Below are 16,032 nucleotides of genomic sequence, written 5' to 3'. Positions count from 1 at the left end.
AAAAAAATGCGCCTGCTTTTAATTAGAAGCAGGCGCATTTTTAATGCTCATTGTCATAACATTTGATCAATTGCCATCTGTGTTAGCACCCGTCCACGAGCAGTACGCAATACATACCCTTGTTGAATAAGGTAAGGCTCAATCACGTCCTCAAGCGTACCTCTATCCTCAGCCATTGCCGCTGCCACGGCTTCGACCCCAGCAGGACCACCATCAAAGCGCTCGTGTAATATCTCTATATAGCGTCTGTCTAGATGATCGAGTCCTCGTCTGTCCACTGCCAACATATCTAGCGCACTACCTGCAATCGCACCATTGATACTACCATCGCCTTTTACCTCAGCATAATCACGCACACGGCGTAACAGGCGGTTAGCAATCCTTGGTGTACCGCGTGCACGGCGGGCAATCTCTATAGCGCCATCCTCACTCATTGGTACACGCATCAAACGTGCTGCTCGGCTCACAATTGTTGTGAGATCCGCAATATTATAGAACTCTAAACGCTGGACAATACCAAAACGATCACGCAGCGGTGAGGTCAATAGCCCTGCTCTGGTAGTTGCTGCCACCAATGTAAACGGTGGCAGGTCAAGTTTAATAGAACGTGCGGCAGGCCCTTCACCAATCATAATATCCAGCTGAAAATCTTCCATCGCTGGATAGAGTATCTCTTCAATGACCGAGCTCAAACGGTGGATCTCATCAATAAATAATACATCACCCTCTTCCAGATTGGTCAGCATAGCAGCCAAATCCCCTGGACGTTCAAGCACAGGCCCTGAGGTAGAGCGCAGATTACCCCCATTTCACGAGCAATGATATTGGCAAGGGTCGTTTTACCCAGCCCTGGTGGACCAAATATCAGCGTATGATCTAAGGCTTCATCACGGCCTCTCGCCGCACCGATGAACACCTCCATTTGCTCACGTACCACTGGCTGACCAATATACTCAGCCAATAATGCTGGTCGAATATTGGCATCAGGTGCATCATTTGCGCCTTCTAGCGGATTAATTAAGCGATCTTGCATCATAGAATTTATCATTATATTAAAAAATTAGGTAATAAATAGCATAACCAAACGCTGCGCATAAGTCATGCAAAACCTCATAAAGTAGAGGCCAAAACGAAAATAAGCGACACTCAATGTCGCTTATCTGTTAAATGCACTATTTTGTTATTATCGATAGATAACTTTGGAACGTGAGCTTAAAAACCAGATAGCTGTTGCAATGTGGCTTTTAACAACCCCTGAGTGTCTACAAAGGTGTCACCCTTACTTTTAGCCGCTTTGATGGCGAGCTGAGCTTCTTTTCTTTGTAGCCCAAGCTAATCAGTGCCCCTTCTACTTCAGCAATGATACTGCCGTCGTGAGAAACAGCGGTTTGCTGAGGCATGAGCTCAAACGAACCGTTGTCCACTTCGATATTCTTTAGCTTATCTTTTAGCTCGATAAGTAAACGTTGCGCCGTCTTTTTACCAATACCCGGTATGCGCGTCAATGCCGCCTCTGACTCTTGCTCAACATGCATTTTTAGCTCAGCCGCTGACATTGCAGACAGCATCGCTAGCGCCATTTTTGCCCCAACGCCATTGATCTTAATCAATTGGCGAAAGACATCGCGCTCTTTACGGTCAATAAAACCATAGAGCAGTTGCGCATCCTCACGTACATGAAAATGTGTCCAAATACTCGCCTGCTCGTTAAGGTGCAATTGACAAAATGACGGCAATGGCAGCTCGATATCATAACCCACACCAGCGGTTGTCATGATACAAGCCGTTGGCGCCATTAAGTATTGCACCTGTCCGGTAATCAATCCAATCATCACTCACCTCTGTTGGTTATTATAAAGTTAAGTCCGCTGCCATTCATTATGCAAGACCACCTTTCACTAGCATATTCTATTGATTATATACGCCTAGCCTTATTGGTAAAAAATCGACCATGCCTTCGAGGCTAATTGGACGAATTTTATGCGCTTGACCAGCGGAACCAAACGCTTCAAAACGATTGGTGCAGATGTCTGACATCGCGACCATAGAGGCTTTGAAGTATTTACGTGGATCGAATTCGCTTGGATTATTTGCCAAGAACTCACGGATAGCGCCTGTTGATGCTAGACGCAGATCGGTATCGATATTTACTTTACGCACACCATGCTTGATCGCTTCTACGATCTGCTCAACCGGTACACCATACGTTTCGCCAATATCACCGCCGTTTTCATTGATGACTTTTAGCCATTCTTGCGGCACTGATGAAGAGCCATGCATGACAAGATGGGTGTTAGGGATACGGGCATGAATCTCTTTTACACGCTCAATCGACAAAATATCGCCTGTCGGTGGACGCGTGAATTTGTAAGCACCGTGACTCGTACCGATAGCAATCGCTAGCGCGTCAACATTGGTGTCTTTTACAAATTGCTCAGCTTCATCAGCACTGGTCAAAAGCTGCTCGTGATCTAATACGCCTTCTGCGCCAGAGCCATCTTCTTCGCCTGCCATACCGGTCTCAAGGCTACCTAGGCAACCGATTTCGCCTTCTACAGAGACACCGCACGCATGTGCCATTTTGACCACTTCACGAGTGACGCTGGCATTGTAATCATAATCCATTGGCGTTTTGCCATCTTCACCAAGTGAGCCGTCCATCATAACTGATGAGAAACCAAGCTGAATCGAGCGCTGGCAGATAGCTGGTGACATACCGTGATCTTGATGCATCACCACTGGAATGTGTGGCCATTCTTCGATAGCAGCAATAATCAAATGACGCAAAAATGCCGACCCTGCATAGTTACGTGCGCCCGCACTGGCTTGAACAATAACAGGTGAATCACAAGCATCCGCAGCCATCATGATTGCGCGCATTTGCTCTAAGTTATTGACGTTAAAGGCAGGAACACCGTAGTTGTGTTCAGCGGCATGATCTAGAAGTTGACGTAAGGATATTAGGGCCATAAGACGCTCTCTGATTGGATTTTGAATAGTATTTTAAATGCAGCTTTGTAACAATCATTCCGCTATCTGCTCGACCATACTGACTGTATATATATCAGTCAAAGTCTGACTCATTTGGGATATGATTATCACGCGGTGATTATAGCAAAAATTGTGCTGTCTTCGTAGCAGTTGCCTGACTATTTGTCAGTCTAATCAGTCTCTTTCTCTCATTGGTGTCTACGACAACTGAACCATTTTATCTATCATACTCATAGCACAGAACGCAAAAAGCCTTGGCAATCACCAAGGCTTTTCTAGTATTTCGAGGCTTATAGAGCAATGACTATGATAGTGGATGACTTATAATAGTATCCAAAAAGTCAGTCATTTAATTGCTTAGTACTGTTGCTCTGCATCAACTGCAACATCGTTAGCACCATCAGCAACAGCATTGGCACCATCGGCAACTGCTTCAGCAGTATTTTCAACTGCTGTGTTAGTACCTTCAGCGATAGCATCACCAGTGTTCTCTAGAGCCTCTGTTGCAGCTGCACCCGCAGTGTCTGCACTTTCAGCAACTTCAGCACCAGCGTCTTGTGCAGCAGCTTCAGCTTCGGCAGCAGCAGCGTCTACTTCAGCAGCAGCAGCATCAGCGTTTGCAGCAGCATCATCGCCAGCTGACTCAACAGCAGCTTCAGTGTTCTCTTCTGTTTGTTGGCTACATGCAGTAACTGCAAAAGTACCAGCAAGTATGCTAGCAAGTAACAAATGACGTTTTAACATAATAAACCTCTCGTAAATAATGCATGTCAAGATACATGGTCGCGCTATTTTATAGAGTGCGAATGAGACATGCAATAATAATTTTCAGTGTAGAAACAAATAATTACTGCTTAATAATCGATGACTATAAATTTTAGCTATACCGATATAAATAAGCCAAATGAAAGTCAAAATATTATTTTCACAGACTACCTTAGATGTTTACCGTTAGTTGTACGTCTAGTGTTACGAAAATACTGAGTAACGTTAATTAGTTAAGCGTTAATTTGCAACGCAGCAACTGCTGGAAGCACTTTACCTTCTACAAATTCTAAAAATGCACCGCCGCCCGTTGACATATAACTGACGCCATCAGCGACTTGATATTTATCAATAGCCGCCAAGGTATCACCACCACCCGCAATTGAAAAACCGTCGCTGTCTCTTACAGCTGTTGCTAGTATTTGTGTCCCTTGACCAAAAGCATCAACTTCAAAAACACCGACTGGACCATTCCACAAGATGGTTTTTGCATTGATAATAGCATCGGCAAGTTCCTTCGCGCTTTCTGGCGCGATATCCAATATCATGTCGTTATCACCAATAGCATCAACAGACTTGATTGTCGCAATTGCCTTTTGCAATGAACCAGTAAAGTCAGCAAAATCGATGTCGTCTTTATCAGCAACGACCACATACTCAGGTAGTAGTATCTCAGTCTTGGTCATGATATCGCGCGCAGTATCGATCAAATCTGCTTCGTATAGCGACGCGCCCACACTATGCCCTTGCGCCGCTAAGAAAGTATTGGCAATACCGCCACCAACGATAATTTGTGTACAGACTTCAGCTAAGCTATGTAGCACTTCTAACTTGGTAGACACTTTTGAGCCGCCAACAATGGCAAGCATAGGCAGAGCTGGTGTTTCAAGCGCCAGGCTCAAGGCATCAAGCTCAGCTGCCAACAAAGGCCCTGCACAAACAGTTTTTTCTGCTTGACGCATCGCTTGCGTCACGCCTTCTGTTGATGCTTGCGCACGGTGCGCGGTACCAAAGGCATCCATAACAAAGACATCACATAAATCTGCGTACTTCTTCGCTAACGTCGCATCGTTTTTCTTTTCACCATCGTTAAAGCGCACATTCTCTAGTAATACGACTTCGCCAGGTTTTACAGCAGCGCCTTGAGTCAGGTAATCATTATTCAGGCGCACTGGTGACGCTAATTGCGAGCCCAATTTGTCTGTCAAATAATCAGCAACTGGTGCCAATGAATAAATAGACTCAGGATTGCCTTCTGTTGGGCGTCCCAGATGTGAACAAACAATAACAGCAGCACCCTTCTCTAGCGCCATCTCAATAGTAGGTAGACTTGCTTGTAAGCGAGCATCACTGGTGACTTTACCGTCTTTAATAGGGACATTTAAATCTTCTCGGATCAATACCACTTTGTCGGTTAAGTTCAGCTCGCTCATACGCAAAAAATTCATTACCTGCTCCTATGCATCAATATATCTATTAATTTACGATTACTATCATGATTGATATGACGGATAATTTTTTAACTATCATCTACTATATATGCTCTAACAATGAGCCTCATTAGACTGCACACTTGCTATCTTTCTCTGTCTTCATCACTGAGTCTTTATACTAACTATCACACCAAGTTACTGGAACCGATAAGTGAGTAGAAATCAGTGGCGGTGTATTCTATCAGTTTTCTATGAGATGCTCACAAGCAAACTTTCACGATTTTTAAAAACATGAAAATATTGAGTAGGCAATTTTACTCCAGCATTGATAGGAAACGGTTGTAACTGCTAGCTTTGAACTCATTCAATAATCAGTAACATTTCGTGGTGGTACTCAGCAGTCAGGCTCTTTATGATAGAAGCGTTGACAATAACAATAACTTTTTAGGAGAACACAATGAGTATCGACTTAGACACTGCAAAGCAAAATCTATTAAAACTAAAAGATGAGTACGAGTCTCGCATTGACAAAATCGAAGATCATATCCAAAACCCACAAGATGATCTCAATGAGCACTGGGAAGATCAGGCTATATCCTATCGTCAAAATGATATGCGCAAAATTTAATGAGCGAGGCACGTCAGAGCCTCATCTATGTCGAAAATGCCTTAAGTCGTATCGAAAATGGTACTTATGGCGAGTGCGAGGTTTGCGGTGAACCGATTGAAGAGCAACGTTTAGAAGCGCTGCCCTACGCTACTTTGTGTATGGAACATGCTGAATAGCTAATAAATTTCATCTAGAACACATTTTATACAGCAGGTGTTTTCCATTTAGAAAGTGCCTGCTGCCATTGATAGCAACGCTCGGCGATTTTTTCTACAGGCAAATCCATAATATCGCCTACTACCGCCACAAGCGCAATTGGTATGCCTGCCAGCTCTGAAATATTTTCTGCAGTTAATCCGCCTATCACACATATAGGTATGTCTTGTTGACAGCCTTCAATCAACTTCTGACGCGAGATAATATCAGCATTCGGTTTTGTGGTAGAATTAAATATGGCACCCATCGCAGCGTAGCTTGCGCCATCATCCCTTGCCTCTTTGACTAATTCAATATTCCCATGGCAAGTTCGACCAATTATTTGAGTCGATTCAAGAGACTGCAAAGCATCACCAATTTTGCCATCTGTTTGCCCAAGGTGTACACCAATACCAAGCTTGGCTGCTATTGCAATATCATCATTCATAACGACTGGAACGTCATGTGCTTTGGCCAGCTTAACAATCTGTTTGGCTTCTTCATAAAGCGTTATGTGACCATCTGGCAGACTAAGTGTTTGCTTGCGCCGAATCTGCAACAATGCGATTAGCCCTGTTGATAAGGCGGCATCTAACTTTTGATACAACAATTCAAATTCATCATCATTGGTCAGCAAATATAGCTTGGGTATCGCAGATGAGGTTGATGACTGGTTCATAAGGCAGATCCTTAATCTTAAACTCAACACAATAAAAAGGCTGTTATATGGTATAACAGCCTTTTTTATATATTTAAAACAGCGCGTCTATACGGTACGACGTGTCGCCAAGCTGTTTAGAATGTTTTTAGCATCGCCCCAACGTGTTGCTGAGCTGTTTGCCCCTAGGATGACGATAATTGCAGGGCGATTATTGACTCGCGTTTCCATCACAACACAGCGCCCAGCTTCGTTAATAAAACCTGTTTTTGAGATACCGATTGGGTAATCACCTGCACGAACCAAGCTACTAGTGTTGTTGGCTTTATAAGTGCGATTACCACTTGAGTAGTTTGAAACAAAGAAGTCATAGCTCTTGGTGGTAGAGAAGCGACGAATCACATCGTAGTTGCCAGCAGCACGAACCATTTTTACCAAATCATTCGATGAAGCAACGTTACGCTTATCAAGACCCGTTGGATCACCGAAAAATGCAGTAGTCATACCTAGATCTTGTGCTTTTCTGTTCATCGCACGGATAAAGGCATTGTAGCCGCCTGGATAGTTACGTGCCAAGCTCTTTGCGGCTGGGTTTTCAGACTTCATCAAAGCCATCAATAGCAACTCGGCACGGTTTAAACGATCGCCTGACTTTAAGCGTGAGCTGGCGCGCTTAGGCCCTACAAAGTCTTCTGGATCAAGCGTGATTTCTTCACGCATATCGAGACCTGCATCTAGCACAACCATGGCTGTCATTATTTTAGTAATACTGGCCATAGGACGCGCGATGTCAGCGTCTTTTTCGTAGATAGATTCGCCCGTTTCAGCATCAATCACCGCGACACTGCGCGAGTCTGTACTGATTGGGATCATATCACTGCTACCAAATGCGCCGCGATAAGTCGTATTGTATCGAGCGGTATTGTTACTGCTAGCAAAACTGCTGCTATTTGTAATATTGGTCGTACCATAGCCGTTGTCGACTTTTTTGATAGCAGAGCCACTAGACTTGTACATGATGTTACGCGCTTCAGACAAGCTATCAGCACCGCCCCAACTCAAGCGTGCACTAGAAGCTGTCTCAGTGCTACCATTAATTGTAAGTGCGGCTTGTGCAACACTGCCCAAACTCAATGAAATCATAGCAGCGATCAATTGCTGTTTGGTTAATAGTAGTTGCTTCATTATGCCTCCTGCTGTCGCTATCACGCCAGTTACATACTGCCTGACGCCAAGAACGTACGTAGCGTTTATAGATGTGTTTGTAAGTACTCACATAGAGCTTTTGTATTTTTAGTGTATCATGGTTTACATTTAAGTTTAATCTATCAAACTGATTTAATGATTTTTTTTAGCTTCATTCAAACTTTGATACAACTGATTTATATTTTAGAAACACTGATTAACAATACAGCAATATAACTTAACTTAGAATGTTATGATTCTTTGTACTTTATTATATTAAATGAAGATATTGATACAGCATATTAGCCGTATCCTATGTATTTAAAATAAAAAACTGTATTTAGAATCAAAAACGGCTGATGCTAACGTTGTTTTTTCTGTTATTTAATCGTTGTAAAAACATTCATTCTGACAAACGATAAAGAGTATGGTTATGATTAAAGTGTTGGTGGTCGATGATCATGATTTAGTACGGATGGGTATTAGCCGTATGTTGTCAGACAGCCCCGATATCGAAGTAGTGGGGAAGCAGATAGCGGTGATATGGCAATCAAGCAGGCCAAGCAGTTACGTCCTGACGTGGTATTGCTAGATGTCAACATGCCCAATATTGGTGGTCTTGAAGCGACCAAACGCTTGATTCAGCTCGATATGGGTATCAAGATTTTAGCTGTTAGTAGTATGTCTGCACAGCCCTACCCCTCAATGCTCATCAAAGCTGGTGTCAATGGTTATATCACAAAAGGTACGCCGCTTGATGAGATGATACGCGCGGTCAAAAAAATCTATCAAGGTGGTCGCTATTTTAGCCAAGACGTTGCTGAGCAATTGGCGGACGTCTTATTGTCTGATAATGCCAGCTCGCCTTTTGATTTGTTAAGTGATAGAGAAAAGCAAGTGGCTATGATGGTGGTCAATTGCCAAAGCCCGCAGCAGATTGCTGACCAATTATTTGTCAGCGTCAAAACCATCAATACGTATCGCTATCGTATTTATGAAAAAGTTGGCGTTGATAGTGATGTAAAATTAACGCATTTGGCCATTCGCCATGGTTTGATTCAACCATAAGTTGCTTAGTATCTCCTTTGTCATCATGGTCAATTTATGAAACCTGCTGCCACCACCATCATTTCTGCCATCAGTCGCTATTTACACCACGATGATACACTTCCTTTGCCGCAGCTGCGCAGACTAGGCATTATTTACAGCAGTTATCGTTTTGTCGTCAGTATATTTTCTATGTTGATGGTATATATATCTGCACGCGCCGGTGATAGCGCCTCTCTCCCAGTTTTTTACAGCAAACAGCCCTGAGCTTTTATGTGATGCTGAGCTTGATTTTGCTCGGGCTGTTTTACGTTGTCACAAAGCAGATGCGCCGACAGTTAGCGTTTGGGCTCGTATTAGACGTTATTATATTAAGCTTATTGCTGTATACAGCAGGTGAGCCGGACTTACAACTGACCATGCTCTATATGGTCGTTGTCGCCGCTAGCTTTATGCTATTGCATGGTTCACAAGCGCTAGTTATCACCTTGTTGGCTATTATTTTTGTTATCTATCAGCAGTTTTTTTATGCCATTGCCAATAGTATGAATTTGGCCAATTTGGGTGATGCTTTGCTGATGTCAGCAAGCTTCTTGGCAGTAGGGGGTTTGAGTTGGTCTATCTCACAACGTTTGGTACAGCTTGAGAAAGTTGCACAAAGTCATGCCAAAGAGGTTGAACGACTCAATGTCATCAATCAAGAAGTTATTACACAAATGGTCAATGGTGTGATTGTCATCGATAAACAGAATATCGTCCTTGCAAATCTTGCGGCCCACCAACTGCTCAGTATCACACAAGATTCATCATTGCCTGCATCTAGCACTTCAACCAATATAAAAGAAATGAGAGGCGATACGCCTCATGCCATTCTATCTAACTTTAAACAACAACTTAGCAAACAGCATTCTCAGCTACTCCAAGCTTGCTTGTCAGTGGCAACAGGACAATCGCGTACGTTTACGTACGATGTGCCTAGAGGTGGCAAACGCTTCGATATTTGGTAAGCTACGCGTACAAATCATCCCGCTAAAAGATGATAGCAAATTAATCCTATTGGAAGACTTACGCCGTGAGCAGGCCAGCGCCCAACAATTAAAACTGGCGTCGTTAGGACAACTCACTGCCAGTATTGCTCATGAAATTAGAAACCCTCTAGCCGCCATCTCACAAGCCAGCCAACTACTGATGGAAGACTTGACCGAAATTGAGGCAAATGCATCAAATGTCAACATGACGGGCAATCATGAGCTCTATGAAATGATATTTTCACAAACCAAACGCGTCAACCGTATTATTGAAGATATTTTAAAACTGTCTCGTCAGCAAGCGGCCTCTCAGCAAGCCATTGTTTTGGCTGAGTGGATGCCAGTATTTTTGGATAATTATTTTCAAGGGCACGACATTTTTCTGCATCTAAAAACCCAACCAACCATATCATTTGATCCTCACCAGTTAGAACAAATTTTGATTAATTTGATCAACAATGGCTTGCGTTATAGCAGCTATAGCCATCCCTCACGCTTACGTAGAAATCGAGATTTACTGTGCAGACAGCGATGTTATAATTGACATATTGGATGATGGTGATGGTATTAAAACTGAGGATTTAAAACATTTGTTTAATCCATTTTTTACAACAGACAAAGCTGGCACGGGCTTGGGACTATATTTATCGCAAGCCTTTTGTGAAGCCAATCAGGCACGTTTGCTCTATATTCCTGAACATGAAAAACGTGTTTTCGTTTTATTTCGCCTGCTATTGACTCTGAAAATATCTTGCAAGCCGTGGAAGAAAATCTTTATTAATCCCAGTCATAAATCAAAATACTACTTAATCACAAATGTTTGAACATTACCTATTGGTAGCTAATAGCCACCGTACATGATTGATTTACAATTTTTTTTGTAAAAGAAGTTTACCCCTATTTAGACCTAGCTATTAATACTTTGCAGCCATTGAATTTGACGAGATAATGTATGACAACAAGCGCGCTAGTCGTTGATGACGAAGTGGATCTATGCCGATTGATGCAAATCACTTTGACTAAAATGGGCATCAAAAGTGATGTGGCCTATACTTTGGCGCAAGCAAGATCATACTGGCAAGACAATACTTATGATTTTTGCCTCACTGACTTGAAACTACCTGACGGCTCAGGGTTGGAGCTGGTCAAAGAAATCAGCAACAGCTCGAATACACCGATAGCCGTCATCACTGCTCATGGAAGTATGGATCTGGCCATTGAAGCACTGAAGCTTGGTGCTTTTGACTTTGTCAATAAACCACTTGAGCTACCAAGATTACGTCAATTGGTAGAAAACGCTCTAAAGGTTATTCATCAGGATAATGGGGCACAAGCCACGCCTGAATCCCTCACCTGAGCAAAAGATGCTGGACGCTAGGCTAATCGGTGATTCTGCGGTCATGCACCCTCTTAAAAACACCATATTAAAATTGGCACGCTCACAAGCGCCTGTTTTTTTATCTGGTGCGTCTGGTACAGGTAAAGAGGTCGTCGCTAGACTGATTCATGATTTAAGTCCGCGACGAGATGGCAGCTTTGTACCAGTAAACTGCGGTGCAATACCTTCTGAGCTGATGGAGTCAGAGTTTTTTGGTCATAAAAAGGCAGTTTTACAGGGGCTGTGGCTGACAAGCAGGGATTGTTTCAGCAAGCCAATGGCGGTACTTTATTTTTAGATGAGGTGGCAGACTTACCATTAGCGATGCAGGTGAAGCTGTTGCGTGCTATTCAAGAAAAGACCGTGAGGGCTATTGGTGACACCAAAGAAGTACCAGTAGACATCCGCATTTTATCCGCTACTCATAAAGATTTGAGCCGCTTGGTACAGGATGGCGCATTTCGACAAGATTTGTATTATCGTATCAATGTGATTGAGCTTAAGCTACCGACATTGAATGATCGACGTGATGACATCCCTGTATTAGCAGAGCATTTTTAGCCATGATTTCTGCTGAGTGGCAGCTAGAAATACCCCCATCTCTCACGCGTGAAGCCAGCGAACGTTTGCAGCGTCATGACTTTGCCGGTAACGTTCGTGAACTACGTAATTTACTTGAGCGTGCGGTGACGTTGGCGGAAACTTCGGACATTGATATCAGTCATTTAGGCCTACCTGATGTTAGTCACGACCTTAAAGATACGCAAGCTCACAGCAATGCGCAACAATCTAACCATTACGCAAATGAGCAAAACCAATCTCAACCAACTACCAAAACAATGTCTAAAGCAATAGAAAACCGTGAACAGACTCTTCAATCTGACAGTGAGATAACGGCTGTAAAGCACAAGCAAGAAACAACCAACTTGCACCCTTATCGTACTAATACCCAACACTACCCTTCAATGATACAGCGCTCAGTGCCCAATAATACAGAACCATCAACCAGCTCAAGTGATACGAATGAGAAAGTACCCTCCATCGTCCTATTCAACCAAAAGAGAATGAGACTACAAGCCTGCAAGAACCGCTTGATGATCAATTGCCAGCCCAAGGGTTGGAGCATTATCTACAGGAACAAGAAAAGCAATTAATCATCACAGCCCTCAAACAAACTGGCTGGAACAAAACCCAAGCAGCAGAACTACTTGGGACGACTTTTCGCTCATTACGTTATCGTATGAAAAAGCTAGAAATTGCAGAAGATCAATCTGAGTAAGTCTTCTATCGGGCCATTGGATTTTTATTTCAGAGATTCAATGGCTGTCTGACGGTATATTGTTAAATCTATCAACAATATACTAATTTGCAGTAGTTTTTCGAATGAAGCGGATGCCAGAATCGAGCGCGCGGGGTTTTAATAAATCCAGCGCCTGCTCCCATGAGCTCTCACTTCCTGACAAAGTAATGTCAGGCTCAACGCCGATGACATCGATCTGCCTGCCTGATGCTGTCATATAGTTAGCTACTGTCAACTTGACTGCTTGCTCGTCATTGAGTGGTATGACTGACTGTACTGAGCCTTTACCATAGCTTACTTCACCGATGATAGTAGCGCGTTTTTGTGCCTGTAAACTACTGGCCAAAACCTCTGCCGCTGATGCCGAGTAGCGATTTTGTAGAACAACCATAGGTAGAGGCTTAAGTATCGCATCCCCTTGGGTGGTTAGTACGCGCGATTCGTCTTGACGTGCTTGTACTTGTACCACATCGGTATCATTCATAAATAAACTGGCAACGCTCACCGCCGATGTAAGAACACCGCCCGGATTGTCACGCAAATCAAGTAAAATACCTGAGATAGGTGCATCTAAATTAATCAAACCTTCCAACAGCTTTTCACGGCTATTGTTCTGGAATGCAGGTAGTTTAACAATCGCAATGCCATCGACGAGTTTTGTCTCGACAATTTGAGGGTGACTGTTATTCCGCTGCAATGTCGTTGTATGCTTACGGCGACCCGCTTTAGAAGTGATGATATCTACTTGGGTACCAGCAATCCCTGTTAATAGCTGCTCAACGTCATTACTTTGCCGATTTTCGTCAAGTTTGAATTCACCAACTTGGTGTAAATAATCGCCCACTGCGATGCCTTTTTTATCTGCAGGCGAATCATCAATAACTTCTGTGATGATCCAATAGCCTACCTCTGGCTCATAAGTAACTTGGATACCGATATCACCTACGTCCCCTTCGGTAAAAGCACGTAGGTTTTCATAGGCCTCCGCATCCAAAAACTCAGCATGGCTATCGAGCTTAGTTAACATACCGCTCATTGCATTATTAAATAACTCCTCATCATTGACCGCGTCAACATACTGACGGCGCACTAAATCAACAACAGCAACAAAGGTCTTTAATGTCTGAGGAGAAATTGCATTCAATGATACTTGCGCAACCTCTGATGGAATACTGGTATCGATATTATCATCATCGTCCATTACCGCACTCTCGTCTGGCATACTGTCTATTGAGTCATATGATTCGTCGGCAGCATTCAGCATCTCAGTATCATCTTCAGCCACTATATCATCGGCATTCAAACTGATAAGCTGTAGGCTTGATGTCGGACTAGCATCATCGACTGAGGGCACTGCTGCTTGCGCGTCCATACTGACAACACACAATCCAAGCAAACCTATTGCTAGACTGAGCTTAAAGCCTATAAACTTGAAGTATACGGGTTTGGACATAATGGTCGCTAGCGACGACTTCATCACTCGTTGGCCTAATTGTTTAGACAAAGATGCGCACACAAAAGAGATAGGATGCATAAAAAACTCATTTAAATAATAGAATGTATAAAGTTATTGTTATGTATTACCGTATAAGTTAACACCAAAGGCCTCTCTCAAACTAGGGCAGTTTTGCAACTCATCAAGCAAAATCCATCATAAAAAAAGGGAAAGGTAATAGCTACCCCTCCCTTTTCTAGTTTATATCATTCATCTAACAAGCCATGTCTTTACAGATTATCCGATGTACGGATAATCTGAGACAACTGGCTTAAGATGCTGAAACCAATAAACTCTCACCAGTCATTTCGGTGGGTGCATCAACATTCATTAGTGCCAAAATAGTCGGTGCCACATCACTGAGCTTACCGCCACGACGTACCTGTAGTTTTTGTGTGCCTACGTAAATCAGCGGTACATGCTCTGTCGTATGCTGAGTATGTACTTGACCACTTTCGTAGTCTTGCATTTGCTCACAGTTACCGTGATCAGCTGTGATCAGCATATCGCCGCCAGCCGCTTTTACTGCCGACTCGACACGGCCTACACAGACATCCAACGCTTCGACCGCCTTTACCGCAGCATCGAAAACCCCTGTATGACCTACCATATCTCCATTGGCATAATTGACAACGAGCACATCATATTGGCCAGATTCAATCGCTTCTACTAATTTATCCGTCACTTCAGGCGCGCTCATCTCAGGCTTCAAATCATAAGTGGCAACATCTGGAGAAGGTACTAGGATACGCGTTTCGCCTTCATACTCTTCTTCACGGCCACCACTGAAGAAAAACGTCACATGCGCATACTTCTCAGTTTCCGCGATACGTAGCTGTGTTTTACCTTGATCCTGCAGATACTCTCCCAAGGTATTGGCCAAAGACGTTGGATAGTAAGCGATGCTGGTTTTTGGATTATCCGCCAATACATCAGAATACTTGGTCAACATCACAAAGGCGGCAAGTTTTGGCTGCTTTTGACGGGCAAAACCTGAAAACTCATGATCAGGTAAAACAAAGGCTTGGGCAAGCTCACGGGCACGGTCGGCACGGAAGTTCATAAATATCAGCGCATCATTGTCTTCGACGGTATAAGGCACCTCATCACGTCCGATGACAGTCGTCGGGCTGATAAATTCGTCAGTCTCACGTGCCTTATAAGCCGCTTGGACAGCACCGTCCGCACGTGTCGACAAGCGATCTGCCTTACCTTCAGTGATCAGCTCATAAGCTTTTTGTACGCGATCCCAGCGGTTATCGCGATCCATTGCATAGTAGCGACCAATAATGCTGGCAATCTGTACGCGCCCGCCTTCATAATGAGCATTCAATTTATCGATATAATCGCGCAAACGATTGATGTATTTATCTGCAGATTTAGGCGGGGTATCACGGCCGTCTAAGAAGCAATGGATAAAGACGTTTTTGGCACCATGAACCAATGCTGAATGACACATACCCTCGATATGGTCTTGATGTGAGTGAACACCGCCATCAGAGAGCAGACCCATAATATGTACGTTGCCGCCAAGCTCATTGGCCGCTTTTACTGCGTCAACCAATGCTTCGTTTTTGTAGAATTCGCGATTGGCAAGCTCATTTGAGATGCGAGTCGAGTCTTGATAAAGAACACGGCCAGCACCCAAATTCATGTGGCCAACTTCTGAGTTACCAAACTGACCATCTGGCAGACCCACATCTTCTCCTGAAGCAGAAATCAGTCCATGAGGGTATTTTTGGTAAATCCTATCTAGATTTGGCATATTTGCCGCAGCAATGGCGTTATCTTTATCTTCTTCACGATAACCAAAGCCGTCTAATATCATTAAGACATGCGGCGTTTTTTTATTCTGTGCGCCGTCTTCTTGCTTACTGCTGAGCTGCTGCGCCTGATTGTCGCCAATAGATTCTGATGCTTGCTGGGTACTGGTCATATATTACCGCT

General features: G+C 43.5%; 11 protein-coding genes and 5 pseudogenes. 7 read left to right on the top strand and 9 right to left on the bottom strand.

The window, feature by feature from the left end; all coding sequences use genetic code 11:
* Window positions 1–53: 53 nt before the first annotated feature.
* From ruvB to PKHYL_RS05220, 5 genes and pseudogenes are all read right to left on the bottom strand, one after another.
* Window positions 54–1,033: pseudogene (gene ruvB / locus PKHYL_RS05240) on the bottom strand (Holliday junction branch migration DNA helicase RuvB).
* Window positions 1,034–1,212: 179 nt separating this feature from the next.
* Window positions 1,213–1,832: pseudogene (gene ruvA, locus PKHYL_RS05235) on the bottom strand (Holliday junction branch migration protein RuvA).
* A gap of 76 nt (window positions 1,833–1,908) precedes the next feature.
* On the bottom strand, window positions 1,909–2,970 hold the full coding sequence (gene fba, locus PKHYL_RS05230; RefSeq protein ID WP_240366158.1) for a class II fructose-bisphosphate aldolase: 1,062 nt from the start codon (window positions 2,968–2,970) through the stop codon (window positions 1,909–1,911).
* Window positions 2,971–3,348: 378 nt separating this feature from the next.
* A complete protein-coding gene (locus PKHYL_RS05225) occupies window positions 3,349–3,735 on the bottom strand; it encodes a hypothetical protein (RefSeq protein WP_071001961.1) in 387 nt (128 codons plus the stop codon).
* 254 nt (window positions 3,736–3,989) lie between these two features.
* On the bottom strand, window positions 3,990–5,204 hold the full coding sequence (locus PKHYL_RS05220) for a phosphoglycerate kinase (protein ID WP_071001962.1): 1,215 nt from the start codon (window positions 5,202–5,204) through the stop codon (window positions 3,990–3,992).
* A 442-nt stretch (window positions 5,205–5,646) separates the two neighbouring features.
* Here PKHYL_RS05220 and PKHYL_RS05215 point away from each other — a divergent pair.
* Window positions 5,647–5,975, top strand: a pseudogene (locus PKHYL_RS05215) (TraR/DksA family transcriptional regulator).
* 26 nt (window positions 5,976–6,001) lie between these two features.
* Here PKHYL_RS05215 and PKHYL_RS05210 read toward each other — a convergent pair.
* Together PKHYL_RS05210 and PKHYL_RS05205 are read right to left on the bottom strand one after the other, a co-directional pair.
* Window positions 6,002–6,673 (bottom strand): thiamine phosphate synthase, encoded by a 672-nt coding sequence (locus tag PKHYL_RS05210; protein ID WP_240366157.1) that lies wholly within the window; start codon window positions 6,671–6,673, stop codon window positions 6,002–6,004.
* A gap of 87 nt (window positions 6,674–6,760) precedes the next feature.
* Window positions 6,761–7,837 carry a serine hydrolase gene (locus tag PKHYL_RS05205; RefSeq protein ID WP_071001964.1) on the bottom strand — a complete coding sequence of 359 codons (1,077 nt, stop codon included), beginning with the start codon at window positions 7,835–7,837 and terminating at the stop codon, window positions 6,761–6,763.
* 433 nt (window positions 7,838–8,270) lie between these two features.
* Between PKHYL_RS05205 and PKHYL_RS05200 the strand changes: the two are divergent.
* From PKHYL_RS05200 to PKHYL_RS18575, 6 genes and pseudogenes are all read left to right on the top strand, one after another.
* Window positions 8,271–8,905: pseudogene (locus PKHYL_RS05200) on the top strand (response regulator).
* A 36-nt stretch (window positions 8,906–8,941) separates the two neighbouring features.
* Complete coding sequence (locus tag PKHYL_RS05195; protein ID WP_240366156.1) at window positions 8,942–9,151, top strand: hypothetical protein; 210 nt, start codon at window positions 8,942–8,944, stop codon at window positions 9,149–9,151.
* Window positions 9,152–9,162: 11 nt separating this feature from the next.
* Entirely contained in the window at window positions 9,163–9,891 is a 729-nt protein-coding gene (locus tag PKHYL_RS05190; protein ID WP_442966118.1) for a hypothetical protein, read from the top strand.
* A complete protein-coding gene (locus tag PKHYL_RS05185) occupies window positions 9,866–10,456 on the top strand; it encodes a histidine kinase dimerization/phospho-acceptor domain-containing protein (RefSeq protein ID WP_240366154.1) in 591 nt (196 codons plus the stop codon). Before PKHYL_RS05190 ends, PKHYL_RS05185 begins: the two co-directional genes overlap by 26 nt.
* Window positions 10,457–10,460: 4 nt before the next feature.
* Window positions 10,461–10,736: an ATP-binding protein gene (locus PKHYL_RS05180; RefSeq protein WP_240366153.1), complete on the top strand. Its 276-nt coding sequence runs from the start codon at window positions 10,461–10,463 to the stop codon at window positions 10,734–10,736.
* Window positions 10,737–10,864: 128 nt separating this feature from the next.
* A pseudogene (locus PKHYL_RS18575) lies at window positions 10,865–12,569 on the top strand (sigma-54-dependent transcriptional regulator).
* Between the two features lie 82 nt (window positions 12,570–12,651).
* Here the strand turns inward: PKHYL_RS18575 and PKHYL_RS05165 are convergent.
* Both PKHYL_RS05165 and gpmI read right to left on the bottom strand, forming a co-directional pair.
* A complete protein-coding gene (locus PKHYL_RS05165) occupies window positions 12,652–14,094 on the bottom strand; it encodes a S41 family peptidase (protein ID WP_240366151.1) in 1,443 nt (480 codons plus the stop codon).
* 262 nt (window positions 14,095–14,356) lie between these two features.
* Window positions 14,357–16,021 carry a 2,3-bisphosphoglycerate-independent phosphoglycerate mutase gene (gpmI, locus tag PKHYL_RS05160; protein ID WP_083328846.1) on the bottom strand — a complete coding sequence of 555 codons (1,665 nt, stop codon included), beginning with the start codon at window positions 16,019–16,021 and terminating at the stop codon, window positions 14,357–14,359.
* Window positions 16,022–16,032 lie beyond the last annotated feature (11 nt).

This window comes from Psychrobacter sp. KH172YL61, assembly GCF_007182895.1.
GTDB classification, from domain to species: Bacteria; Pseudomonadota; Gammaproteobacteria; order Pseudomonadales; family Moraxellaceae; genus Psychrobacter; species Psychrobacter pacificensis.
This window is presented reverse-complemented; position numbering and strand designations above follow the sequence as displayed.